22 protein-coding genes are annotated in these 24,704 nt (G+C 69.3%); 12 read left to right on the forward strand and 10 right to left on the reverse strand.

Translation table 11 applies throughout. The features are described 5' to 3' along the window. Positions 1–8: 8 nt before the first annotated feature. The 5 genes from ABEA07_RS21520 to ABEA07_RS21540 are packed head-to-tail and all read left to right on the forward strand — an operon-like array spanning position 9 to position 4,724. Positions 9–977: a Bug family tripartite tricarboxylate transporter substrate binding protein gene (locus ABEA07_RS21520; protein ID WP_345540403.1), complete on the forward strand. Its 969-nt coding sequence runs from the start codon at positions 9–11 to the stop codon at positions 975–977. A gap of 10 nt (positions 978–987) precedes the next feature. Further along, positions 988–2,229 carry an aromatic ring-hydroxylating dioxygenase subunit alpha gene (locus tag ABEA07_RS21525; RefSeq protein WP_345540539.1) on the forward strand — a complete coding sequence of 414 codons (1,242 nt, stop codon included), beginning with the start codon at positions 988–990 and terminating at the stop codon, positions 2,227–2,229. A 25-nt stretch (positions 2,230–2,254) separates the two neighbouring features. Next, complete coding sequence (locus ABEA07_RS21530) at positions 2,255–2,719, forward strand: aromatic-ring-hydroxylating dioxygenase subunit beta (RefSeq protein ID WP_345540404.1); 465 nt, start codon at positions 2,255–2,257, stop codon at positions 2,717–2,719. A gap of 5 nt (positions 2,720–2,724) precedes the next feature. Beyond that, complete coding sequence (locus ABEA07_RS21535; protein WP_345540540.1) at positions 2,725–3,696, forward strand: PdxA family dehydrogenase; 972 nt, start codon at positions 2,725–2,727, stop codon at positions 3,694–3,696. Further along, on the forward strand, positions 3,693–4,724 hold the full coding sequence (locus ABEA07_RS21540) for a 2Fe-2S iron-sulfur cluster-binding protein (protein WP_345540405.1): 1,032 nt from the start codon (positions 3,693–3,695) through the stop codon (positions 4,722–4,724). Before ABEA07_RS21535 ends, ABEA07_RS21540 begins: the two co-directional genes overlap by 4 nt. Here the strand turns inward: ABEA07_RS21540 and ABEA07_RS21545 are convergent. Genes ABEA07_RS21545 through pyrC form a run of 3 tightly spaced genes read right to left on the reverse strand, consistent with a single transcriptional unit; the run spans position 4,696 to position 7,329 of the window. Next, positions 4,696–5,439: a DUF3025 domain-containing protein gene (locus ABEA07_RS21545; protein WP_345540407.1), complete on the reverse strand. Its 744-nt coding sequence runs from the start codon at positions 5,437–5,439 to the stop codon at positions 4,696–4,698. The genes ABEA07_RS21540 and ABEA07_RS21545 overlap by 29 nt on opposite strands. Next, the gene (locus tag ABEA07_RS21550; RefSeq protein WP_345540408.1) at positions 5,436–6,272 is read right to left on the reverse strand and encodes an NYN domain-containing protein; all 837 of its coding nucleotides are present in this window, start codon (positions 6,270–6,272) and stop codon (positions 5,436–5,438) included. Before ABEA07_RS21550 ends, ABEA07_RS21545 begins: the two co-directional genes overlap by 4 nt. Before the next feature lie 16 nt (positions 6,273–6,288). Then, a complete protein-coding gene (pyrC, locus tag ABEA07_RS21555) occupies positions 6,289–7,329 on the reverse strand; it encodes a dihydroorotase (protein WP_345540409.1) in 1,041 nt (346 codons plus the stop codon). 857 nt (positions 7,330–8,186) lie between these two features. On the opposite strand from pyrC, the gene ABEA07_RS21560 reads away from it, so the two are divergent. Next, the gene (locus ABEA07_RS21560) at positions 8,187–9,659 is read left to right on the forward strand and encodes an ATP-binding protein (protein WP_345540410.1); all 1,473 of its coding nucleotides are present in this window, start codon (positions 8,187–8,189) and stop codon (positions 9,657–9,659) included. A gap of 80 nt (positions 9,660–9,739) precedes the next feature. Here ABEA07_RS21560 and ABEA07_RS21565 read toward each other — a convergent pair whose 3' ends face one another. Beyond that, on the reverse strand, positions 9,740–10,654 hold the full coding sequence (locus tag ABEA07_RS21565; protein ID WP_345540412.1) for a LysR family transcriptional regulator: 915 nt from the start codon (positions 10,652–10,654) through the stop codon (positions 9,740–9,742). A 145-nt stretch (positions 10,655–10,799) separates the two neighbouring features. Here ABEA07_RS21565 and ABEA07_RS21570 point away from each other — a divergent pair, with 145 nt between their 5' ends. The 6 genes from ABEA07_RS21570 to ABEA07_RS21595 all read left to right on the forward strand — a co-directional run bounded on the left by ABEA07_RS21570 (position 10,800) and on the right by ABEA07_RS21595 (position 19,876). Next, the gene (locus ABEA07_RS21570; RefSeq protein ID WP_345540413.1) at positions 10,800–12,935 is read left to right on the forward strand and encodes a 3-hydroxyacyl-CoA dehydrogenase NAD-binding domain-containing protein; all 2,136 of its coding nucleotides are present in this window, start codon (positions 10,800–10,802) and stop codon (positions 12,933–12,935) included. Between the two features lie 22 nt (positions 12,936–12,957). Then, on the forward strand, positions 12,958–14,148 hold the full coding sequence (locus ABEA07_RS21575) for an acetyl-CoA C-acyltransferase (protein ID WP_345540414.1): 1,191 nt from the start codon (positions 12,958–12,960) through the stop codon (positions 14,146–14,148). A gap of 71 nt (positions 14,149–14,219) precedes the next feature. Then, positions 14,220–15,428: an acyl-CoA dehydrogenase family protein gene (locus ABEA07_RS21580; RefSeq protein ID WP_345540415.1), complete on the forward strand. Its 1,209-nt coding sequence runs from the start codon at positions 14,220–14,222 to the stop codon at positions 15,426–15,428. Between the two features lie 163 nt (positions 15,429–15,591). Next, the gene (locus ABEA07_RS21585) at positions 15,592–16,740 is read left to right on the forward strand and encodes an acyl-CoA dehydrogenase family protein (RefSeq protein WP_345540417.1); all 1,149 of its coding nucleotides are present in this window, start codon (positions 15,592–15,594) and stop codon (positions 16,738–16,740) included. A gap of 15 nt (positions 16,741–16,755) precedes the next feature. Beyond that, the gene (locus ABEA07_RS21590) at positions 16,756–18,684 is read left to right on the forward strand and encodes an acyl-CoA synthetase (protein ID WP_345540418.1); all 1,929 of its coding nucleotides are present in this window, start codon (positions 16,756–16,758) and stop codon (positions 18,682–18,684) included. 124 nt (positions 18,685–18,808) lie between these two features. Then, on the forward strand, positions 18,809–19,876 hold the full coding sequence (locus ABEA07_RS21595; RefSeq protein WP_345540419.1) for an NUDIX domain-containing protein: 1,068 nt from the start codon (positions 18,809–18,811) through the stop codon (positions 19,874–19,876). Positions 19,877–19,904: 28 nt separating this feature from the next. On the opposite strand, the gene ABEA07_RS21600 is transcribed toward ABEA07_RS21595, so the two are convergent. The 6 genes from ABEA07_RS21600 to ruvX form a co-directional block, all read right to left on the reverse strand. Further along, positions 19,905–20,381, reverse strand: coding sequence for a hypothetical protein (locus ABEA07_RS21600; RefSeq protein WP_345540420.1), 477 nt, complete (start codon positions 20,379–20,381; stop codon positions 19,905–19,907). Positions 20,382–20,671: 290 nt separating this feature from the next. Beyond that, complete coding sequence (locus tag ABEA07_RS21605) at positions 20,672–21,415, reverse strand: lysophospholipid acyltransferase family protein (RefSeq protein ID WP_345540421.1); 744 nt, start codon at positions 21,413–21,415, stop codon at positions 20,672–20,674. A 15-nt stretch (positions 21,416–21,430) separates the two neighbouring features. Continuing rightward, the gene (locus tag ABEA07_RS21610) at positions 21,431–22,702 is read right to left on the reverse strand and encodes a dihydroorotase (protein WP_345540422.1); all 1,272 of its coding nucleotides are present in this window, start codon (positions 22,700–22,702) and stop codon (positions 21,431–21,433) included. A gap of 117 nt (positions 22,703–22,819) precedes the next feature. Further along, a complete protein-coding gene (locus ABEA07_RS21615) occupies positions 22,820–23,782 on the reverse strand; it encodes an aspartate carbamoyltransferase catalytic subunit (RefSeq protein WP_345540423.1) in 963 nt (320 codons plus the stop codon). Next, positions 23,782–24,276 (reverse strand): bifunctional pyr operon transcriptional regulator/uracil phosphoribosyltransferase PyrR, encoded by a 495-nt coding sequence (gene pyrR, locus ABEA07_RS21620; protein ID WP_345540424.1) that lies wholly within the window; start codon positions 24,274–24,276, stop codon positions 23,782–23,784. Before pyrR ends, ABEA07_RS21615 begins: the two co-directional genes overlap by 1 nt. Beyond that, positions 24,273–24,695, reverse strand: coding sequence for a Holliday junction resolvase RuvX (ruvX, locus tag ABEA07_RS21625; RefSeq protein WP_345540426.1), 423 nt, complete (start codon positions 24,693–24,695; stop codon positions 24,273–24,275). The genes pyrR and ruvX overlap by 4 nt, the downstream gene beginning before the upstream one ends. Positions 24,696–24,704: the final 9 nt, after the last annotated feature.

Raw genomic sequence — 24,704 nt, forward strand, 5'->3', positions numbered from 1 at the left:
AAGACCAGATGATGATGACCCCTGTGCGGCGCCTGGGCGCCGCCTGCCTGGCGGCAGCGTGCCTGCTTGGCAGCGCCGCGGCGCAGAACCCGCAATCCCTCAAGATCGTCGTGCCCTACCCGGCCGGCGGCACCGCCGACATCCTGCCGCGCGTGGTGGCCGAGAAACTGCGGCCGCTGTTCCCCGGCGGCGTGGTGATCGACAACCGCACCGGCGCCGGCGGCAACATCGGCGCCGAGGCGGTGTTCCGTGCCGAGCCCGACGGCGGCACGCTGATGGCCTCTCCACCCGGCCCGATCGCGATCAACCAGCATCTCTACAAGAAACTGGGCTTCGATCCGGCGAAATGGGTGCCCGTGACCGTGCTCGCCACCGTGCCCAACGTGCTGGTGGTCAACCCCAAGCTGCCGGTGAAGAACGTGCAGGAGTTCATCGCCTACGCGAAGGCCAACCCGGGCAAGCTGAGCTACGGCTCGCAGGGCAACGGCACCACCTCGCACCTCACGGCGAGCCTGTTCATGCAGCTCACGGGCACGGAGATGGTCCATGTCCCGTACAAGGGCACGGCCCCCGCGCTGGTGGACCTGGTCGGCGGCCAGATCGACGTGTTCTTCGACAACATCAGTTCCTCGCTGCCCTTCCATCAGGCCGGCAAGCTGCGCATCCTGGGCGTGGCCGACGAGCAGCGCTCGCGCGCCCTGCCGGAGGTGCCCACCTTCGCCGAGCAGAAGCTGCCGGCCATGAACGCGGTGACCTGGTTCGTGGTGGTGGCGCCGCCCGGCACCCCGCCCGCCCGGGTCGCCTCCACGCAGAAGGCCTTTGCCGATGCGCTCGCGCATCCCGATGTGAAGCTGAAGTTCGACGAGCAGGGCGCCGAGCCGCGCGGCTGGGACAGCGCCCGCAGCGGGCAGTTCATCCGTGCCGAGGCCGCCAAGTGGGACAAGGTCATCAAGAGCGCCCATGTCAGCCTCGACTGACGACCGCATCATGAACGACATCGCATCCCGACCCATCCATTGGTCCGGCCCCGGCCTGACGCGCATCCCTTTCGGGCTCTACAGCGACGAACGGACCGCCGCGCAAGAGCAGGCCCGCATCTTCCGCGGCGCGGTGTGGAACTACCTGTGCCTGGAGGCCGAGCTGCCCGAGGCCGGCAGCTACCGCAGCACCTTCGCCGGCGAGACGCCGGTGGTGGTGGTGCGCGACGAAGACGGCGAGATCTACGCCTTCGAGAACCGCTGCGCCCACCGCGGCGCCTTGATCGCACTCGAGAAATCGGGTCGCGTCGACAGCTTCCAGTGCGTCTACCACGCCTGGAGCTACAACCGGCAGGGCGAGCTGACCGGCGTCGCCTTCGAGAAGGGCGTCAAGGGCCGGGGCGGCATGCCGCCTTCCTTCTGCAAGGAGGCGCACGGCCCGCGCAAGCTGCGCGTCGCCACCTTCTGCGGCCTGGTCTTCGGCAGCTTCAGCGAGGACGTGCCCGGCATCGAGGACTACCTGGGCGAGTCGATCTGCGAGCGCATCGAGCGCGTGCTGCACAAGCCGGTGGAAGTCATCGGCCGCTTCACCCAGGCGCTGCCCAACAACTGGAAGCTCTATGTCGAGAACGTGAAGGACAGCTACCACGCGAGCCTGCTGCACCTGTTCTTCACCACCTTCGAGTTGAACCGCCTGTCGCAAAAGGGCGGCGTGATCGTCGACGAGAGCGGCGGCCACCACGTGAGCTACTCGATGATCGACCCGGCGGCGGAGAAGGACGCCTCGTACAAGGAGCAGGCCCTGCGCTCCGACAACGACCGCTACCGGCTCAGGGACCCGAGCCTGCTGGCGGGCTTCCAGGAGTACGGCGACGGCGTGACGCTGCAGATCCTCTCGGTCTTCCCGGGCTTCGTGCTGCAGCAGATCCAGAACTGCCTGGCGGTGCGCCAGGTGCTGCCCAAGGGCGTCGATCGCACCGAGCTGAACTGGACCTACCTGGGCTATGCGGACGACACGCCCGAACAGCGCCGGGTGCGCCTGAAGCAATCGAACCTGATCGGCCCGGCCGGCTTCATCTCGATGGAGGACGGCGCGGTGGGCGGCTTCGTGCAGCGCGGCATCGCCGGCGCGCACGACCAGGAGGCGGTGGTCGAGATGGGCGGCGACGCCGTCGAATCCAGCGAGGGACGGGCGACCGAGGCCTCGGTGCGGGGCTTCTGGAAGGCTTACCGCCGGCACATGGGCGCCTGAATTCCATCCGACGAGAGACAGCACGATGATCGACCTGCTGGCGCTGTGCGCCTTCAACGCGGCCTATGCCCACGCCATCGACAGCGACGCGCTGGAGCAGTGGCCCGACTTTTTCACCGAGGATTGCCACTACCGCATCACGCACGTCGAGAACGAGCGTGAGGGGTTGCCGTCCGGCATCGTCTATGCCGACTCGCGCGCGATGCTGGAGGACCGCATCGCGGCCCTGCGCGAGGCCAACATCTACGAGCGGCAGCGCTACCGGCACCTGCTGGGCATCCCGCTCGTCGAGCAGGCGAGCGCCGACGGCGCCGAGGCGCGAACGCCCTTCCTGGTGGCGCGGATCATGGCCACGGGCCAGACCGAAGTCTTCGCCACCGGCGTGTACCGGGATCGCTTCGTGCGGCAGGATGGAAGGCTGCGGCTGCAATCGCGCGTGGCGGTGTGCGACAGCACCGTCACGGACACCTTGCTGGCGCTGCCGTTGTGAGTGAGATGGTCTCCATGGCACCGGCGCGCCGCCTGGCGCTCGCGGTCGGTGATCCCAACGGCATCGGGCCGGAGATCGCGCTGAAGGCGCTGGCCGCGCTGCCGGCCCAGGCGCGCGAGCGCATCACGCTCTTCGGGCCGCGCGCCGTCATCGGGCGCAACGCGGAACAGCTCGGGCTCGGTGCGCTGCTGCGCGACTTGCGCCTCGTCGAAGCCGGCGCACTTCCCGACAGCGCCGCGCAGCCCGGCCGCATCGACGCGGCCGCAGGCGCCTCGGCCGTGGCCTCGGCGACCGCAGCCATCGCAGCCTGCCGCCGCCGGGAGGCCGACGCGGTGGTGGCCTGCCCGCACCACGAGACCGCGATCCACCAGGCCGGCATCGCCTTCAGCGGCTACCCCTCGCTGCTGGCACGCGTCTGCAGCGAGCCGGAGGACCGCGTGTTCCTGATGCTGGTCGGTGGCGGCCTGCGCATCGTGCACGTGACACTGCACGAGAGCGTGCAACACGCGCTGTCGCGCCTGCGTCCCGAGCTGATCGCGGCCGCGGTGCGGGCCGGCGCGCGGGCCTGCGCGCGGCTGGGCATCGCCGCTCCGCGCATCGGCGTGTTCGGCATCAATCCGCATGCCTCCGAGGGCGGGCTGTTCGGCCCGGAGGATAGGGACCATGTCGAGCCAGCCGTGCGCGCGCTGCGGGCCGAGGGCTTGCGCATCGACGGTCCGCAGGGCGCCGACACCCTGCTCGCGCAGCGCGGGCACGACCTGTACGTCGCGATGCTGCACGACCAGGGCCACATCCCGGTCAAGCTGCTGGCGCCGAACGCGGCCAGCGCACTTTCCATCGGCGCCGAGGTGCTGCTGTCCAGCGTGGGCCATGGCAGCGCGATGGACATCGCGGGCCGCGGCATCGCCGACCCGGGCGCGGTGCTGCGCACCATTCACCTCCTGTCGGGCATGGCCCCGGAGAACATCCCGTCATGAACCATCGCATCGCCATCGCCGGCAGCGACATCGCTTTCGACTGCGCCGAGGACCAGAGCGTGCTCGACGCCGCGCTGCGCGCCGGCATCGAGCTGCCCTATTCCTGCCGCAAGGGCGTGTGCGGCAACTGCGCCGGCGGCATCGCGCAAGGCGAGGTCGAAGGCCTCGGCGGCGCGGCCATTCGCAACGAGAGCTGCACGCCGGAGCAGGTGCTCTACTGCATGTGCACGCCCCGCACGGACCTGCAGATCCGGCCCGTCGGCTGGCAGCGCATCGACCCGGGCGCGCGCGGGCGCTTCACCGCCAGGGTGTTCCGCAACCAGCTCGCGGCACCGGACGTGTCGGTGCTGCAGCTGCGCCTGCCCGCCGGGCAGCGCGCGAAATTCCATGCGGGCCAGTACCTGCAGCTCGCACTGGAGGACGGCAGCACGCGCTGCTATTCGATGGCCAATGCGCCGCACGAGAGCGACGCGCTGACGCTCCACGTCCGCCATGTGCCCGGCGGTGCCTTCAGCGCGCGGGTCCCCCTACTGCAGCAGGGAGACCTGCTCGAGGTCGAGCTGCCTTTCGGGGCCGTGACGCTGGAGCCGGGCTCGCCGAAGCCCCTCGTCTTCGTGGCGGGCGGGACGGGCTTCGCGCCGATCCAGTCCATCCTCGACGACATGGCGAAGCGTCGCATCGAGCGGCCGATCACGCTGATCTGGGGTGCGCGCCGCGCCGAGGGGATCTACCTGCGATCGGCCGTGGCGAAGTGGCAGCGCCGATGGCCCGACAGCTTTCGCTTCGTCGCAGCGCTGAGCGAAGAAGACGGCGTGGAAGAGGCCTTTGCGGGACGCGTGGACGAAGCACTGCACACGCACTGCCCCGACCTCGCGGACCACACGGTCTACGCCTGCGGCTCCCCGGGGATGGTGCAGGCGGTACGCGAGCTCGCCGTCCAGCGGCTCGGGCTCGCCGCGGCCGACTTCCATGCCGACGTGTTCGTGGAAGGCCCGGCCCTCAGCGCAGCGGAGAGCGCGGCGGCCTGAACACCGCCGCATCGGCATAGAAGCCCGGAGCCTCGTTGGCCGGCCACCATCCCGGCACGCCCAGCACGGGCAGCGGCGTGAAGGGCTTGGTGGCGAGATGCCCGGCCTGCAGCGCCGCGGCGATGGCGGCGTCGTCGACGGCGATCGCGGGCACGTCGCCCGGCGCGCGCAGCACATGCGCCGTGAGCGCCTTGCGCGGCGCCCTGGCCAACTGCTCCAGCAGCGCATGGCCGAACACCCGCAGCCGCGCATCGCACCACATCGCGCGCTGCGTCACGAACAGCCGGTGCCAGTCTCGTGCGAGCAGGGCCTCCCACAAGGCAGGCGGCGCATCGAGCACGGCTCCGTTCTCGTCGAACAGCGTGGCCGCATCGCGCAGGGGGCCGCGGACCGCACCGACGCCATCCCGCTCGATCGACTCGGCCTGCAATGCGTTGAGCTGCCGCTTGGCCAGCGGGCAGTGCAGCCAGACCAGGCCGTTGAAGAAGTCGTGCAGGTTGTCGCGCGTGGGCACGCAGCGCGTGCGGAAGATGAACTGCTCGTAGGCCTCGCCCGCCGGCAGCGCCGCCTGCGGCACGAAGCGGACCTCGCCGGTGCGACGGCGGTTGAGCGCCTCGGCCACGGAGGCCGCGCCCGCGAGCGCATCCGGCAACGCATAGGGCGCAAGCCAGGGCCGGCCCGCATCGACGCCCTCCGCGAAGACCGCGGCGCTCACGCCTGGCCGTTGCGCCCGCGGCGCTTGTCGCGCACCGACACGCGCGAGGTGCCCTCGTCGCGCAGCTCGAAGGCCTCGGTCGCGGCGAGCAGCTTGGTCAGCGTGGCGTAGCCGTAGTTGCGCGCATCGAAGGAGGTCTTGTTGGCGATCTGCGTGCCCACCGCGCCGACGCGGGCCCAGCCGCCCTCCTCTTCCGAGGCGTTGACCGCATCGCGCAGCAGGTGGAGCAGCCGCGTGTCCCGCCGCAGCTCGGCCGTGGGCACGCGCAGCGTGGCGGGCTTGGCCGGCACGCCGGGCGCGATGGCCTCTGCCGGCTTGCGCAGCTCCGGCTCCGGCAGCTTGGGCAGGGGGTCCGCTTCGTCGTAGCTCACGCTCACCGACGCCAGCGTGGCGCCCAGCGCTTCGAGGTAGAGGAAGCGCGAGCAGGCATTGACGAAGGGCTTGGGAGTCTGGGCGGCGCCGAAGCCGTACACGGCCGCGCCCTTGGACCGCAGGTGCATCACGAGCGGCGTGAAGTCCGCGTCCGAGGACACGATGCCGAAGGCGTCGGGCCGGTCGGCGTAGAGCAGCTCCATCGCGTCGACCGTCATCGCCATGTCGGTGGCGTTCTTGCGCCTGGAATAGTCGAACTGCTGCATCGGGCGGATGGCGTATTCCAGCAGCTTGTCCTGCCAGCCGTCGAGCGCACCCTTGGTCCAGTTGCCGTAGGCGCGCCGGACGTTGATCACGCCCAGGGTCGAGAGCTCGGTGAGGATCTCGTCGATCTTCGAGGCGGGTGCGTTGTCGGCATCGATCAGCAACGCGATGTGGAGTTCCTTCTCGGCGAGCGCCATGGTGCGTCCCTTGCGCTCAGACGAGGCGCCAGGCCACCGGCTCGCCGCCGCGCAGCGGCTTGAGCGTGGCCTCGCCATAGGGCACGGTTTCCGGCACGGTCCAGCTTTCGCGCTGGAGCGTGACGGTGCCGCTGTTGCGCGGCAGGCCGTAGAAGTCGGCGCCGTGGAAGCTGGCGAAGCCTTCCAGCCTGTCCAGGGCGCCGGCCTGGTCGAACGCCTCGGCGTAAAGCTCCAGGGCCGTGAGCGCGGTGTAACAGCCGGCGCAGCCCAGCGCGTGTTCCTTCAGGTGGGCCGGGTGCGGCGCGCTGTCGGTGCCGAGGAAGAAGCGCGGGTTGCCGCTGGTGGCGGCCTCCACCAGCGCGACGCGGTGCGTCTCGCGCTTGAGCACCGGCAGGCAGTAGTAGTGCGGCCGGATGCCGCCGGTGAAGATGGCGTTGCGGTTGTAGAGCAGATGGTGCGCGGTGATGGTGGCGCCGGTGAAGCGGTCCGCGTCGCGGACGTAGTGGGCGCCTTCCTGGGTGGTGAGGTGCTCGAACACCACCTTGAGCTCCGGGAAGTCGCGGCGCAGCGGGATCATCACGCGATCGATGAACACGGCCTCGCGGTCGAACAGGTCCACCGACGGATCGGTGACCTCGCCGTGCACCAGCAGCAGCAGGCCGTGCTTCTGCATGGCCTCCAGTGTCGGGTAGGTCTTGCGGATGTCGGTCACGCCGGCATCGCTGTTGGTGGTGGCGCCGGCCGGGTAAAGCTTGAGCGCACGCACCTCGGCTGCGGCGGCACGGGCGATTTCCTCGGGCGGCAGGTTGTCGGTGAGGTACATCGACATCACCGGCTCGAAGCTCAGTCCCTCGGGCACGGCGGCGCGGATGCGGTCGCGGTAGGCGCTCGCCTGCTCGGCGGTGGTCACGGGCGGGCGCAGGTTGGGCATGATCAGCGCGCGGCCGAACTGGCGGGCCGAATGCGGCACCACGGCTTCGAGCGCGGCGCCGTCGCGCACATGCAGGTGCCAGTCGTCGGGGCGGGTGAGGGTGAGGGTGTCGGCGGGGCGGGTCATGAAGGTGGATTGTCCCACCGGGTTCGGCATCTCCTGCCTCCTGCACCTCCTGGCAGCAGGCGCGCTGCTTACCGCGATCAGCGTGCGGAACAACGCCGGGGTGCCCGCCGGCGCGTGCGGCTTCGACGGCCGCGCGGAGGGCAGTTGGTGGAACTTCCTTTTGACCGGCGTTACTGAAGCTGGTCAACCGAGGGCTAGTTCGTCGCCTGCAGTTGCAAAAATGATCGTATGAGGCCGATGGCACCCGCCGAAGCCCCTGAAGCTCGAAGCTCAAGTGTGTCGGACGGGGGTTCGATTCCCCCCAGCTCCACCAGAGTGCGGATGCGAAGAACGCGTCCCCAGTCTCGTGGGGCTGACTGGTTTCGACGGCGCATGGCGGCCAAGGGTGACGATCCGAGAGGCGACTGCCGTAAGCAGAGCAAATCCAGTAAATGCCAACCAAAGCGTTTACCTGAAGCGAGCCTGACGCCCGCTTCGGAGTGACCCGAAAGGGTTTCCCGGCCCCTGCAGTCACTGCAGGCTCGGCAACAGAAAGGCCGGGACCTTCACGACCCCACCTGCCCAGCCCAGAGGCTCAGGCCCCGGCCGCCTCTCCCACCGCTCGCGTCCTCGCCCGTTCCAGAATGCTGCGCGGTTGGACATCGTCGAGATGACCGAATCGGTCGCGATGCGATACGTGAACGGCAAGTACATCCACGTCGGACGACGTGCCGCCCAAAACATCCAGGTGCGACGCCGATTCACGCGCTGTCGCGCCCGGAAGCCAAGCTCCCCGCGGACGGCGAAACTTCTCTCTCATCGAAATACAATGAAAATACACTTTAACTAAATTCGTCATCCAGGTAGAATTTTTGTCCATGAGAGTCTCAAAGGAGGAGCTCGTCGCCGTCCTCGCCCAGTTCAACCCCTGGTGGCGAGGCGAGGCCATCGCGGACCTGCCCAAATGGCGGCGCGCGGCCTTCCGCGAGTTCCACACCTGGATGACCGCACCGCCGGCACCGCGGGCCGTCATGCTCTCCGGTGCGCGGCAGATCGGCAAGACCACGCTGATGCTGCAAGCCGCCGATGCGGTGCTGCGCGCCGGCGTGCCGGCCGCCAACATCCTCTACGCCACCTTCGACCACCCGATCTTGAAGCTGGCCGGCATCGACGCCGTGATCGATGCCTGGCGCGAACGTGAGCCACGCGCCGAGGGGCCGGAGTACCTGCTGCTCGATGAGGCCCAGTTCATCCGCGATTGGGGGACCTGGATCAAGCACCAGGTCGACTTCCGCAAGGACCGGCGCATCGCCTTCACCGGCTCGACCATGCCGCTGGTGGAGGCCGACCAAGAATCTGGCGTCGGCCGCTGGCACACGATCCGCCTGACCACGCTCTCGTTCTACGAGTACCTGCAGATCAAGCGTCTGCAACTGCCCGAACTGCCCAAGCTGCGCGGCCTGCGCGACCTGTTCGACTGGGCGCCGGCGGACTTCTACCGCGCCACCGACCTGGGCCGAGACTATGTCGGCCACTTCCACGAGTACCTGCTGCGCGGCGGCTTTCCGCAGACCGCGCAGGTGGACAGCGTGACGCAGGCGCAGCGCCTGCTGCGCGAGGACATCATCGACAAGGTGCTCAAGCGCGACATGACCGCGCTGTTCGGCGTGCGCCGCGTACTGGACCTGGAGCACACCTTCCTCTACCTGTGCCTGCACGACGGCGGCCTGCTGGACATGGTGGACCTGTGCAGCAACCTGGAAGTCAAGCGCCCCACGGCGCAGCACTTCATCGAGCTGCTGGAGGCCACCCACCTGATCTACCGCCTGGCGCCCTACGGCTACGGCAAGGACGTACTGCGCGCGCGCTTCAAGATCTACCTGGCCGATGCGGCCATTGCGCCAGCGGTGATGCTCAAGGGCAAGGCGATCCTGGAGGACGCGGCGGCGATGGGCGTGGCCACCGAGACGGCCGTGTTCAAGCACCTGTTCGCCCGCTACTACGCCCAGAACGTGCGCTTCTCGTACTGGCGCGGCAAGCGAGAACACGAGGTCGATCTCGTCGCCGAAGTGGGCGGCGAGCTGATCCCCTTCGAGGTGAAGTACCGCGCCCAGCACACTGGCGCGCGGGAGCTCAAAGGCCTGATCGAGCTGTGCCAGGCCAAGCGCATCGCGCGCGGCTACGTGGTGACGAAGTCGCTGGACGACTTCGGGCCGATGCAGGGCTTGCCGGTCATCGTGCCGGAGACTGCGCCGGATGCGCCCGCCGTTGCCACGCAGATCATGCGCATACCCGCGCCCTTGCTCTGCTATTGGATGGGCGCCACCGAAATACCCACGGACAAAGAATGAGACTGACTCCCTGCAGTCGTGACTGCAGGCTCGGCAACAGAAAGGCCGGGACCTCAAGACCCCACCGCGCGGCCTAAGGCTCAGGCCGCGGCCACCTCTCCCGCCGCCCTTGCCCTCGCCCGCTCCAGGATGAACTCGATGAAGGTCCGCGTCGCCCGCGTGTGCTGCCGGTTCGGCATGTACAGCATGAACATCTGCGTGCCGAAGATGCTCAGGCGCCAGTCGTCCAGCGTGGTCAGCACCGCCCCGCGCCGGACGTCGTCCTGCACCACGTAGTCGGGCACCAGCCCGATGCCCAGCCCGGCCAGGATGGCCTGGCGCAGGAACAGGAAGTTCTCGGAAACCAGCGTGGGCTCCAGCACCACCTCGCGCCGCTCCTCGCCCTGGTAGGCGGCCACGCGCAATTGGCGGCCGATCACCGCGGCCGTGACCATGGGCGCGCCCTGCAGGTCGTCCAGCTGAGTGGGCAGGCCGTGTTCCTGCGCATAGGCCCGCGAGGCGCAGGCCACGTAGCGAACCGGCCCGAGGTCGCGCGCCACCAGGTTCTGCGGCGGCTCGGGGATCACGCGGACGGCAATGTCGACTTCGTCCCGCAGCAGGTCCTGGATGCGGTTCTCGAACAGCACGTCCAGGACGATGCCCGGGTACATGCGCTTGAACTCGATCAGCCAATCGGACATCACGAGCTGGCCGTAGCCGCTGGGCACTGACAGCCGCACGCGGCCCACCAGCCCCTGGCCCAGCGACGAGGCCGATTCGCGCGCCGCCTGCAGCTCGTTCTGGATCGCCAGGCCGTGCTGGTAGAGACGCTGGCCGATCTCGGTCGGCTCGGCACGGCGGGTGGTCCGGCGCACCAGCTGGGCGCCGACCGAGCGCTCCAGCTGGTTGAGGTGGTAGCTCACGTTGGCGCGGCTCATCTTGAGCCGGCGCGCGGCCTCGCTCAGGTTGCCGGCATCCAGGATTTCCACCAGCAGCGTCAAAGATTGCAAGTCCATCGGCGGCCCATTTTGTCAAATATTCTTTGACAGTCTGTCAACGCTCCATGCAATTGTCAAAACAAGAGGCGTGCCCAACAATCGCGGAATCCCCCCGCCCCGCGGACCGGCCCGGTTCGCACCCCCAACGGAGACCTCCCCCCGCATGGCCACCCCTGCCACCTCCTCTCCCGTTTCCGAAGCCGTGCGCTTCTCGCGCCAGTCGGACGTCCTGGTCGTCACCATCGACAACCCGCCGGTCAATGCCCTGGGCGTGGCCGTCCGGCAAGGGCTGGCAGCCGCCATCGATGCGGCCGAGGCGGACGGCGCCGTCGCCGCCGTGCTGCTCGTCGGCGCGGGCCGCGCCTTCATCGCCGGCGCGGACATCCGCGAATTCGGCCAGCCGCCGATGCCGCCCTCGCTGCCCGAGGTGTGCGCGCGCATCGAGAACTGCAGCAAGCCGGTCGTCGCCGCCATCCATGGCGCGGCACTGGGCGGCGGCCTGGAGATCGCGCTTTCGGCGCACTACCGCCTGGCCGTGCCGTCCGCCAGGCTCGGCCTGCCCGAGGTGCAGCTGGGCCTGATCCCCGGCTCCGGCGGCACGCAGCGCACGCCGCGCCTGATCGGCGTGAAGGCGGCGCTGGAACTGGCGCTCAGTGGCCGCCACCTCGGCGCCCAGGAAGCGCTGGCCCTGGGCCTGGTCGATCGCCTGGGCGAAGGCGCCGATGCGCTGGCCGAAGGCCTGGCCTATGCACAGGAACTGGCCGCGGCCAAGGCGCCAGTGCGCCGCACGCGCGATGCCGGCGCCGCGCTGGCCGACAAGGACGCCCAGCACGCCGCGCTCGAGGCCGCCCGGGCCGACACCGCGAGGAAGAGCCGCGGCCTGTTCTCGCCGATGAAGATCATCGAGGCCACCGAGGCCGCGCTGAGCCTGCCCTTCGACGAAGGCATGGCGCTGGAGCGCAAGCTGTTCCTGCAGTGCATCGACAGCCCCCAGCGTGCCGGCCTGATCCATGCCTTCTTCGCCGAGCGCGAGGTGCTGAAGGCGCCCGAGACGAAGGCCGCGAAGCCGCGCGCCATCGAATCCTGCGGCATCGTCGGCGGCGGCACGATGGGCGCGGGCATCGCGGTGGCGATGCTCGACGCCGGCCTGCCGGTGACCATGATCGAGCGCGACGAGCCCAGCCTGGCGCGCGGCCGCGCGCACGTGGAGAAGGTCTACGACGGCCTGATCGCCAAGGGCCGCATGACGCCCGAGGCCAAGGCCGCCGTGATGGCGCGCTTCACCGGCTCGACCGCCTACGACGCGCTGGCGAAGGTCGACCTGGTGGTCGAGGCCGTGTTCGAGGACATGGCGGTGAAGAAGGCCGTCTTCGCCGAACTGGACCGCGTATGCAAGAAGGGTGCGGTGCTGGCCACCAACACCTCCTACCTCGACATCGACGAGATCGCGGCCAGCATCTCGCGTCCGGCCGACGTGCTGGGGCTGCATTTCTTCTCGCCGGCCAACATCATGAAGCTGCTGGAGATCGTGGTGCCGGCGAAGGTCAGCGCCGACGTGGTCGCCACCGGCTTCGAGCTGGCGAAGAAGCTGAAGAAGACCCCGGTGCGCGCCGGCGTGTGCGATGGCTTCATCGGCAACCGCATCCTCGCGGTGTACCGCCAGGCGGCCGACCACATGATGGAAGACGGCGCCTCGCCTTACCAGATCGACAAGGCGGTGCGCGAGTTCGGCTACCCCATGGGCCCGTTCCAGGTGTCGGACCTGGCCGGCGGCGACATCGGCTGGGCCACGCGCAAGCGCAAGGCGGCCACGCGCGACCCGAAGGCGCGCTACGTGCAGATCGCCGACCGCATCTGCGAGCGCGGCTGGTTCGGCCAGAAGACCGGCCGCGGCTACTACCTCTACCCCGAGGGCGCACGCGTCGGCACGCCGGACCCCGAGGTCGAGGCCATCATCGACGCCGAACGCCGGCGCGCCGGCATCACGCCGCGCAGCTTCACCGACGAGGAGATCATGCGCCGCTACATGGCCGCGATGATCAACGAGGGAGCCAACGTCGTGCACCAGCGCATCGCGCTGCGCCCGCTGGACGTGGACGTGACCTTTCTCTACGGTTACGGCTTCCCGCGCCACCGCGGCGGACCGATGAAGTACGCCGACATGGTGGGCCTGCCGAAGGTGCTGGCCGACATCCGCGAGTTCGCCAAGGAAGACCCGCTGTTCTGGCAGCCCTCGCCGCTGCTGGTCGAGCTGGTGGAACGCGGCGCCGATTTCGCAAGCCTCAACCAGTCCGAGTAGATCGACAAGCAGGAGACACCCCATGCGTGAAGCCGTCATCGTTTCCACCGCCCGCACGCCGCTCACCAAGGCGCACCGCGGCGAATTCAACATCACCCCCGGCCCGACGCTGGCGGCCTTCGCCGTCAAGGCGGCGGTGGAGCGCGCCGGCATCGACCCGGCGCTGATCGAGGACGCCATCCTCGGCTGCGGCTACCCCGAAGGCACCACCGGCCGCAACGTCGCGCGCCAGACCATCGTGCGCGCCGGGTTGCCGATCGGCATCGCCGGCACCACAGTCAACCGCTTCTGCGCGTCGGGCCTGCAGGCGATCGCGATGGCGGCGGGCCGCATCGTGCTCGAAGGCGTGCCGGCCATGATCGCCGGCGGCGTGGAGAGCATCTCTCAGATCCGCAGCCGCAGCGCGACCGATTCCGGCGATTCGGGCATGGACCCGTGGATCGTGGAGCACAAGCCCCAGCTCTACCTGTCGATGATCGAGACCGCCGACATCGTCGCCAAGCGCTACGACATCAGCCGCGAGGCGCAGGACCGCTTCTCGGTCGAAAGCCAGCGCAAGACCGCCGAGGCGCAGCAGGCCGGCCGCTACAAGGACGAAATCGTGGCCTGCACCACCACCATGGCGGTGACCGACAAGGAGACCAAGCAGGTCAGCCACCGCGAGGTCACGATCGACCACGACACCTGCAACCGCGCGGGCACGAGCTACGAGGGCCTGGCCAAGCTGGAGCCTGTGATGGGCGCCGGCAAGTTCATCACCGCCGGCAACTCCTCGCAGCTCTCCGACGGCGCATCGGCCTGCGTGATGATGGAAGCCAAGGAGGCAGAGCGCGCCAACCTGAAGCCCCTGGGCGCCTTCCGCGGCCTGGCGCTGGCCGGGTGCGAGCCGGACGAGATGGGCATCGGTCCGGTGTTCGCGGTGCCGAAACTGCTGGCGCGCCACGGCCTGAAGGTCGACGATATCGACCTCTGGGAACTCAACGAGGCCTTTGCCTCGCAGTCCATCTACTGCCAGGAGCAGCTCGGCATCCCGTCCGAGCGGCTCAATGTCGACGGCGGCGCGATCTCCATCGGCCATCCCTTCGGCATGACGGGTGCGCGGCTCGCGGGCCACGTGCTGATCGAGGGACGCCGCCGCGGCGCGAAGTATGCGGTGGTCACGATGTGCATCGCCGGCGGGATGGGCGCTGCCGGGCTGTTCGAAATCTACTGAAACCTTGCGGGACAGACCAGGAAATTGCGAAGCAGTTCTTGCTCTGTCCCCACCTGATTGAAAGGTCAGCGATGGATCTCAACTTCACCCCCGAAGAACAAGCCTTCCGCGACGAGGTGCGCCAGTTTCTCGCCGAGAAGCTGCCCAGACGCCTCTCCGACAAGGTGGCCACCGGCAAGCACCTGAGCAAGGAAGACATGGCGCAGTGGCACGCCATCCTCCATGCGCGCGGCTGGCTCGCCAACCACTGGCCGAAGCAGTACGGCGGCCCCGGCTGGAACGCCGTGCAGAAGTTCATCTTCGAGAACGAGTGCGCGCTGGCCCATGCGCCGCGCATCGTGCCCTTCGGCGTGAACATGCTGGGGCCGGTGCTGATCAAGTACGGCAACGAGGAACAGAAGCAGCGCTGGCTGCCGCGCATCCTCGACGGCTCGGACTGGTGGTGCCAGGGCTATTCCGAGCCGGGCTCGGGCTCGGACCTGGCCTCGGTGAAGACCTCGGCCGTGCGCGGCGTGGACGCCCAGGGGCCGCACTACATCGTCAACGGCCAGAAGACCTGGACCACGCTGGGCCAGCACGCCAACATGATCTTCTGCCTGGTGCGCACCAACCGCGAGGCGAAGAAGCAGGAGGGCATCAGCTTCCTGCTGATCGACATGAATTCGCCCGGCGTCGAGGTGCGGCCGATCATCACGCTGGACGGCGACCACGAGGTGAACGAAGTCTTCTTCTCCGACGTGCGCGTGCCGGCCGAGAACCTGGTGGGCGAGGAGGACAAGGGCTGGACCTGCGCGAAGTTCCTGCTGACCTACGAGCGCACCAACATCGCGGGCGTGGGCTTTTCGGTGGCGGCGATGGAGCAGTTGAAGGCCATTGCCGCGAAGCAGACGAAGAACGGCAAGCCGCTGGCGGAAGACCCGGCCTTCGCGGCGCGCATGGCACGGGTGGAGATCGACCTGGAGAACATGAAGACCACCAACCTGCGGGTGATCGCGGCAGTGGCCGGCGGCGGCGTGCCGGGGGCGGAGAGCTCGATGCTCAAGATCCGCGGCACCGAGATCCGGCAGGAAATCTCCTCGCTGATCCGGCGCGCGATGGGGCCCTACGCGCGGCCCTACGTGCACGAGGCGCTGGAGGAAGGGTTCAGCGGGGTGCCGATCGGCCCCGTCGAGGCAGCGCCCGCAGCGTCGAAGTACTTCAACAACCGCAAGCTGTCGATCTTCGGCGGCTCGAACGAAATCCAGAAAAACATCATCTCCAAGATGATCCTCGGCTTGTAATGGCTCTCCCCCAGGCTCTCCCACTTCGTGTGGTCCGCCAACCCCCTCTCCGGGGGCAACACCAGCGGCCCGGCAAAGCCGGTTCCGCGGTGTTCGCGGTATCGCCCTTTCCGGTGCCGCGTTGATCTAACAGCGTGCGTCGTTTGACGCGAGGAGACTTGAAATGAATTTCGAACACACCGAAGACCGGCGCATGCTCGCCGACAGCCTGAACCGCTTCATCGCCGAGCAGTACGCCTTCGAGGCGCGCGACAAGATCGCGAAGTCCGCCCAGGGCTTCAGCACCGGGATCTGGCAGCAGTTCGCCGAGCTGGGCGTGATCGGCGCCCTGTTCCGCGAGGAGCACGGCGGCTTCGGCGGTGCCGGCTTTGACCTCGCCGTCGTCTTCGAGGCGCTGGGCCGCGGCCTGGTGGTGGAGCCGATGCTGGGCGCGGTGATGGCCGGCGAGGCGATCGCCCTGGCCGGCAGCGAGACGCAGAAGGAACAGCTCGCCGGAATCATCGGCGGCAGCACCATCGCCGCTTTCGCGCACGACGAGCCGGGCACGCATTACGAGATCGCGCACGTGCAGACCCGCGCACAGCGCGACAACGGCGGCTGGCTGCTGAACGGCGCCAAGGCCGTGGTGCCGCACGGCGAGCATGCCGACCTGCTGGTGGTCTCGGCCCGCACGTCGGGCGCGGACGACGACGAGGCGGGCATCTCGCTCTTCCTGGTGCCCGCCAGGACGCCGGGTGTGCTCGTGCGCGGCTGCCCCGCGATCGACGGCGGGCGCGTGGCAGAGGTGGTTCTCGACGGCGCGGCGCTTCCCGCCGAGGCGCTGCTGGGCGCCGAGGGCCAGGGCTACGCGACGCTCGAACGCGCCGTCGGCCGCGGCGTGCTGGCCCTGTGCGCCGAGAGCCTGGGCGCGATGGAAGCGGCCAAGACTGCGACGCTGGAGTACCTGCGCACCCGAAAGCAGTTCGGCCAGCTCATCGGCAGCTTCCAGGCCCTGCAGCACCGCATGGCGGACCTGCTGCTGGAAGTGGAACAGGCGCGCTCGGCGGTGATCAACGCCGCCGCGGCCATCGACGGCGAGGACCGCCTCGCCCGCGAACGCGCCCTGTCGGCGGCCAAGTGCAGCATCGGCCGCATCGGCACGCTGGTGGCGGAGGAAAGCATCCAGCTGCACGGCGGCATCGGCATGACCTGGGAACTGCCGCTGGCCCACTACGCGAAGCGGCTGGTGATGATCGACCACCAGCTCGGCGACGAAGACCACCACCTGCAGCGCTTCGCCGCGCTGGGGCGCAAACTCGCGGCCACGGCCTGAACGGGAACCCTCGCCATGACGCGCCCCGTCGCCGCACCATTCCGCGCATCCTTCCCGGTCCGCAGCATCGAGGACGTCAAGCGCCTGGAGCAGACGCCGCTGGCCGAAGCGCTCACCGTGCGCAGCACCTACGAGATCTTCCGCAACTCGGCCGCCGCCTTCGGCGACAGGACGGCGCTGACCTTCCTGCGCACGGGCGACCCGGCCGACGCACCGATCCGCTGGTCCTATGCGCAGCTGCTGGCCGGCATCCACCAGACCGCCAACCTGCTGCACCGGCTGGGGGTGGGGCCGCAGGACGCGGTGGCGATCCTGCTGCCCGGCTGCCTCGAGTACCACCTCGCGCTGTGGGGCGGCGCGGCCGCCGGCATCGCCCAGCCCCTCAACCCGCTGCTGACCGAGGAGAAGCTGGCCGCGCTGATGACCGCCGGCCGCGCCAAGGTGCTGATCGCCTACGGCACGGAATGCGATGCGGGCCTGTGGTCGAAGGCTCTGCGCCTGCGCACCCAGGTGCCCACGCTGACCACCGTGCTCAGGGTGGCGCCGCACGACGAGGCGCCCGGCAGCGCCGGCACCCTGCCCGAGGGTGTGGCGGATTTCGATGCCCTGCGCGCCTGCGAGGCCGACGATCACCTGGTGAGCGGCCGCGACATCGCGCCGGAAGACATCGCCGCTTACTTCCACACCGGCGGCACGACCGGCGCGCCCAAGCTGGCGCGTCACAGCCATGGTGCCCAGGTGTTCTCCGCCTTCGCCTGCGTGAAGATGACCGGCGTGGGCCCGGACGACACCTCGATCAACGGCTACCCGCTGTTCCACGTGGCCGGCGTGCTGCCCGCCTCGCTGGCCTCGCTCTCGGCCGGGGTGAACATGGTCATTCCGACCCCCACCCTGCTGCGCAACAAGCAGGTGATGGCGAACTACTGGCGCCTGGTCGAGACATACCGCGCGACTTCGCTGTCGGCCGTGCCCACCGTGCTCGCGGCGCTGGCGAACGTGCCGCTGGACGGGGCCGACATCCGCTCGATCCGCTACTGCCGCACCGGCGCCGCCGTGCTGCCGCCCGAGCTGGCGGCGCGCTTCGAGCGCCTCTTCGGCCTGCACGTGCACGAGAGCCTGGGCATGACGGAGATGGCCGGCATCTCCACCATCACGCCGCCGGGGGTGATCGGCCCGCCGGGCTGCGTGGGCTTCCGCCTGCCGTATTCGCAGATCCGCATCGTGGCGCTGGACGCGAATGGCAACGCCAGCGACCGCGAGCTGCCGCCGGGAGAGCAGGGCATGGTGCTGTTCAAGTCGCCCAACCTGTTCTCGGGCTTCGTCGACCCGGCCGACACGGCCAAGGCCTTCACCGCCGACGGCTGGCTGGCCACCGGCGACCTGGGCTGGCTCGACGGCGAGGAGCGCCTTCACCTCAGCGGGCGCTCCAAGGACCTGATCATCCGCAGCGGCCACAACATCGACCCCAAGGCCATCGAGGATGCGCTGGGCGCGCATCCGGCGGTGCAGCTGTGCGCGGCCGTGGGCCAGCCCGATGCCTACGCGGGCGAACTGCCGGTGGCTTTCGCGACGCTGGCGCCGGGCATGCAGGCAACCGAGGCCGAGTTGCTCGCCTTCACCGCCGCGCGGGTGGACGAGGCGCCGGCCAAGCCGAAGTCGGTGGTGGTGATCGATCACATGCCGGTGACCAACGTCGGCAAGATCTACAAGCCCGCGCTGCGCGCGCTCGCCGCGCGCCGGGTGGTCGAGGCGCTGGTCGAGGAGGCCTGGGCCGGACTGGACCTGGGCCCTGCCGCACGCCCTGCCGTGCAACCCGAGGGCGAGAACGCGCTGCGCATCGTCATCGATGCGGCCGCGGCCGGCCCGGCGGCGCAGGCGCTGCAGGAGCGGCTGTCGGAGTCGATCGGGCGGCTGCCCTTCAAGACGGCGGTGGTGCTGCAGTAGGGACCGGAGGCGGATCGGGCCGATCGCGCTGGATTGCGCTGGATGGGCGGCCGCGTCGCCGGCAGCATGACGTGAGTAAGATGCAAGATCCTCAGGCGCTCGCCGCCGCGAGATCCCGCTCACCATGATCCAACGCACGAGCCACGATGCCGCCGTTCTCATCGGCCGCTTCCAGCCTTTCCACAACGCCCACCAGGTCCTGCTGCGCCGTGCCCTCGAAGCGGCGCCCCGCGTGGCGGTGGTGATCGGCTCCGCCTTCCAGGCCCGGTCGCCCAAGAATCCCTTCAGCTGGCAGGAGCGCGCCGAGATGATCCGCCTCGCACTGGACGAGGCCGACCGTGACCGCGTGCTGTTCGTGCCGATGCGGGATCATTTCGACGAGGAGCGGTGGATCGTCGAAACACGGCTCGGCGTCGATGCGGCGCTGACGGCCCAGGGCGCGGCGCATCCGGCCCGCATCGTGCTGGTCGGCCATGCGAAGGACGCCACCCGCGACTATCTGCACGGCTTCGGGGGTTGGACCCTTCGCTCCGTCGAACGCGTGCACAGCGCGAGCGCGGCCACCGTGCGCGACGCACTCTTCAGCGGCGCGGAAGACGCTGCGCAAACCCTGTCGCATGCCGTGCCGGCCGGCACGCGCGGCTTTCTGCAGTCATGGATGGCCGGGCCTCAGCACGACGCGCTTGCGCATGAATGGGAACTGCTGCGCCAGCACGATGCCGCCTGGTCCGTGGCGCCCTACCCCGTCGTGCTGGTCACGGTGGACTGCGTGGTCCGGTGCAGCGGGCATGTGCTGCTGATCCGCCGCGGCCACCCGCCCGGCAAGGGGCTGCGTGCCGTGCCGGGCGGCTTCCTCGAAATGCGGGAAACCACGTTGCAGTCCGCCCTGCGCGAGTTGGAGGAAGAGACGCACCTGGATCTGCCGCCGGCCGAACTGCTGGGCTGTCTGGTCAGCACCGAGGTGTTCGACCGACCGGACCGCAGCCAGCGGGGCCGCACCGTCACGCATGGTCATTTCTTCGACCTGGGCGATCGCCCGCTGCCCACGTTGCGCGCCGACGACGACGCGGCGGCCGCCGAGTGGATTCCGATCGAAGCGTTGACCGGGCTGGAGGACCAGTTGCTGGACGATCACTTCCAGATGCTGGACCACTTTCTCGGACTGCTGCCCCGCCCGCCCATCGACACCTGAGAGCGGGCCTGGCGGGCCGCCGGCTTCTTCAGGGGCGGCGCAGCAACGATCCCCCGTCCGTGTGGGCTTTGGCATCGAAGGCGTCTTGCTGCCGCCGGGAAGCGCGCGCCTGCCGGCGCACGTTGATGAAAACCACCGACCACAGCAGGCTCTGCATGATCAGGGTGTGAAGCGCCAGAGTGAGCTGACGCTCGATGTCGTCCCCGCGCAAGCGCGGCAGTGCGAAAACGACAAGACAAAGCGTGAGGCCACTGAAGGGCCATAGCCACCGGCACTTGCGGACATGGGCCAGCCGCAGGATGCGCATGACATCGGGGAAGCGCCGGAGCCTGAGGCCCTGCGCCTCGGCCTCCTGCAGAAAAGGCACTGAAAGAAAGTTGACCGTGATCAGCAGCAGGATGGCGTCCATGGCATGTCCGAGAGTGGCTCGATGGTCGCGAATGTTGCCGGGCACAGGGCGAGTCACGCCGGGGCCGGCGACTATTGGCAAGATTTGATCGCTCACGCCGGCCGTTGGGCCGAGGGGTCATGGTGGGGCGCCCCCGCGGCCTTTCGCCATGACAAGCGGAGGGCGGGCGTCCTGTAGGTCAAGGACCACGCGCGCGGATTGCGTTTTCCGTCAGGAGAAAGCCGGCGCGGCGACTAAGGTGGTTTCAGTCGCATCGAAATGCGGAGACGAAAAGTGCTCCCCGATTCCGATGGCAAACGCAACTGTTTCCTCCTCCCCGGCGCCCCTGGCGCCGTTGTACAGCGCCCTGCGGGGCGCTGTTTTTTTGGCCGCTCGGATTCCGGAGTTCAGAAGGTCTGCTTCCACAGCGCCTGCACGTCGGCGTGCAGCGACAGCGCCCAGGCCCGCCGGTCCCGCCCCCACGACGCCTGGGGCTCGCCGAAGCGCATGATGGCGAGCAGCGGCGGCGCCTTCAACACCCGCCAGAGCGAGATCCACAGGTTGTCCGCGCCGATGTAGCGCGGCGCCATGCTGGTGGCGCCGCTGGCCGCGTCCGCGAAGCGCAGGGCCATGGGCTGGATCGGCGCCCCGGACGAAATGGCGGCCTGGAGCAGGTTGGCGTGAAAGGGCAACAGGACGTTGCCGTCGCCGGTGGTGCCCTCCGGAAAGACCGCGATCACGTCGCCCTTGCCCAGTGCTTCGGTCATGTGGTGGACCACCCGCAGTGCGTCGCGGCGGCGTTCGCGCTCGATGTAGAGCGAGCCGGCGCCATTGGACAGGGTGCCGATCAGCGGCCAATGTTGCACGTTCGCCTTGGAGACGAAGCGCACGTGGCGTGCGGCGTGAATGGTGAGGATGTCCAGCCAGGACACATGGTTGCTCACCATCAGCACCGGCCCCTGCTCGGGCGGCGTGCCCTGCACCACCAGGCGGATGCCCAAAAGCACGAGCATCTTCTGCGCCCAAGCCTGCACCTGCTGCTCGCGCTCCGCCTGGGAGAGCTTGGGGAACCGGGTGCGGATGATCCACCAGCCGGCGTGGGCATGGGCCAGGGCGCGCAGTAGCTTGATGAATGCAGACAGGGACTGCATCGGCAGCGTGCCGCCTCAGCCGTGGACCAGCCGGCCCGCCACCAGCGTGTGTCTCGCCCGTCCCCGCATGGCGTAGCCGCCAAAGGGCGTGTGCTTGCCCTGGCTGCGCAGCGCCTCGGGTTGCACCTGCCATTCGAGGGCGGGATCGGCCACGCAAAGGTCGCCCGGCGCCCCCCTCATCAGCCGACCGGCCTGTGCCGCGCCGAGCAGCCGCGCCGGCGCGGCACTCACCACCTCGACGGCGCGCATGAGGCCGGCACCGCTCTGCTCGCCCCAGCGAAGGGCCAGCGGCAGCAGCAGTTCGAGGCCGCTGGCGCCGGGCTCGCTCTCGGCGAAGGGCAAGGTCTTGGCGTCGGCTTCGACCGGGGTGTGGTCCGACACCAGCGCATCGATCGTGCCGTCGGCCAGCGCGGCCGAGAGCGCATCGCGGTCGCGCTGCTGGCGCAGTGGCGGGTTGAGCCGCGCGCGGCTGTCGAAGTAACCGATGTCGGTGTCGGCCAAGTGGAGCGAATTGATGCTGACGTCGCAGGACAGCGGCAGACCTTCGGCCTTGGCCGCGCGCACCAGGGCGACGCCGGCGGCGCTGGACAGGCGGCACAGGTGCACGCGCGCGCCCGTGCTGCGCATCAGTTCGAGGATGGTGAAGACCGCGATCGTTTCGGCCGCCACCGGCACGCCGGTCAGGCCCAGGCGGGTCGCGAGCGGCCCGCTGGCCGCCACGCCCTGCCCCAGATCCCGGTCCTGCGGCCGCAGCCACACGGTGTAGCCGAAGGTGCTGGCGTACTGCAGCGCGCGCTGCAGGACCTGGGTGTTGGAAAGGGGCACGTCGGCCTGGCTGAAGCCAATGCAACCGGCTTCAGTGAGTTCGGCCATTTCGGTGAGCACCTCGCCCTTCAGGCTGCGCGTCAGCGCACCCAGCGGGAAAAGGCGTGCGGCCTGCATCTTCTCGGCGCGGAACTTCAGCATCTCGACGAGACCGGGCTCGTCGAGCACCGGATCGGTGTCGGGCGGGCAGACCAGGCTGGTGACTCCACCGGCGACGGCGGCGGCCATCTCGCTTTCCAGCATGCCCTCGTGCTCGTAGCCGGGCTCGCGCAGCCGGACGGCCAGGTCGACGAGGCCGGGCAGGACGAGGCAGCCGGCGGCATCGAGCGTGCGGTCGGCGCCGAAATCGGCAGGCACATCGCCGATGGCAAGCAGCCTGCCGTCCGCGATGGCCACATCGGCCTGCTTGTCGAGGTTGGATGCCGGATCGACGACCCGCCCTTGCTTGATCAAAATTCTCATGCTTGTTCCCTTGAACTCACCAAAAATGGCGGCCGAGCAGCGTAGCGAGGGCCCGGAGCTCGCGCCGAGCAGCGCAGGCGCGCGATCGGACCGCGCAGCACCCGAGCGGCCGCCATTTCAAGCCTCGTTACCGGCGACGATGCTCATCACGGCCATGCGAACGGCGATGCCGAAGGTGACCTGGGGAAGGATCACGCTCTGCTGCCCATCGACCACGGCCGAGTCGATTTCGACCCCGCGGTTGATCGGCCCCGGGTGCATCACGATCGCGTCGGGCTTGGCGAGCTGCAGCTTCTGCGGCGTCAGGCCGTAGGTCTTGAAGAACTCCTGCGACGAAGGCAGCAGCGCGCCGCTCATGCGCTCGTTCTGCAGGCGCAGCATGATGATCACGTCGCAGTCGCGGATGCCCTCCTCCAGCGAGTGGCACACGCGCACGCCCATCTGCGCCATGTCGCCGGGCACCAGGGTCTTGGGGCCCACCACGCGGACCTCGGCGCAGCCCAGGGTGGTGAGCGCATGGATGTCGGAGCGCGCCACGCGCGAATGGAGCACGTCGCCGACGATCGCCACGGTGAGATTGGAGAAGTCCTTCTTGTAGTGGCGGATCGTGTACATGTCGAGCAGCCCCTGCGTCGGATGCGCATGGCGGCCGTCGCCGGCGTTGACCACGTGCACGTGGGGTGCCACGTGCTGGGCGATCAGGAAGGGCGCACCCGACTCGCTGTGTCGCACCACGAACAGGTCCGCCGCCATGGCGCTCAGATTGGCGATGGTGTCGAGCAGCGACTCGCCCTTGCTCGCGGAAGAGCGCGCGATGTCGAGGTTGATCACGTCGGCAGAGAGCCGCTTGGCCGCGATCTCGAAGGTGGTGCGGGTACGCGTCGAGTTCTCGAAGAAGAGGTTGAACACGCTCTTGCCGCGCAGCAGCGGCACCTTCTTGACCTCGCGATCGCTCACGCTGGTGAAGTTGGCCGCGGTGTCCAGGATCTGCGTGAGGATGGCCCTGGGCAGGCCCTCGATGGACAGGAGGTGGATCAGCTCGCCATTCCTGTTGAGCTGGGGGTTGCGCTTGTAGAGCATCAGGCTTGCTCCACCTGGAAGCTGAAGGCGCCCTTGTCGTCGCGGGCCAGGGCGAGCGACTGCGCCGCCGGAAGCTCGAGCCTCGCCGCGGCAAAGTCGGCGGCCACGGGCAGCTCGCGCCCCCCGCGGTCGACCATGACCGCCAGCCGCACGCAAGCGGGGCGACCGAAGTCGAACAGCTCGTTGAGCACCGCGCGGATGGTGCGACCGGTGTAGAGCACGTCGTCCAGCAGGAGCACATCGGCGCCGTTCACGTCGAAGGGCAGCGAGGTCTGCGCACTCGCCGCCAGGCCCCGGCGCGCGAAGTCGTCGCGATGCATGGCGGAGGAAATGATGCCGGGCGCACCGGCCAGGCCGAGGTCCTTCTGCAGGCGCTCGACCAGCCAGGCACCGCCAGAGGTCACGCCGACCAGTCGCGTGTTCTCGCGCACCAGCGCTTTCACGCCGTCCAGCAGCTCAAGGTAGAGCGCTTCGGCATCGGGTATGGCAGTCACGGAAGACTCCTCAGGAACTGTTCAAGAATGATGCAGGCCGAGGCCGCATCGGCATCGCGCGCACCGGCTGCGAGGGCCTCGGTGGTGCTGTAGCGCTCGTCGACCTCGTACACGGGCAGGCCGAAGCGGCCCTTCAACTGGCGGGCGAAGCGCCGGGCCGCGCGGGTGTTGTCGTGCGCCGCGCCGTCGGGGTGGTAGGGCACGCCCACCACCAGCGCATCGGGCTGCCACTCGCGGATGCGGGCCTGGATCTGCGCGAAACGCGCGTCGCCCTCGGCCCGGATGGTGGGCTGCGGCGTCGCGCTGCGCAAGAGCCGGGTGCCACTGGCCACACCGGTGCGCTTCTGGCCGAAGTCGAAGGCCAGGAAGCTTTGGAAATGGGAGGGGACGCAAGCAGGCGGGGCAGCGCTGTCAGGCATTGCCTCAAA

The sequence above is a fragment of the Variovorax defluvii genome (assembly GCF_039541515.1).
Taxonomy (GTDB): domain Bacteria; phylum Pseudomonadota; class Gammaproteobacteria; order Burkholderiales; family Burkholderiaceae_C; genus Variovorax; species Variovorax defluvii.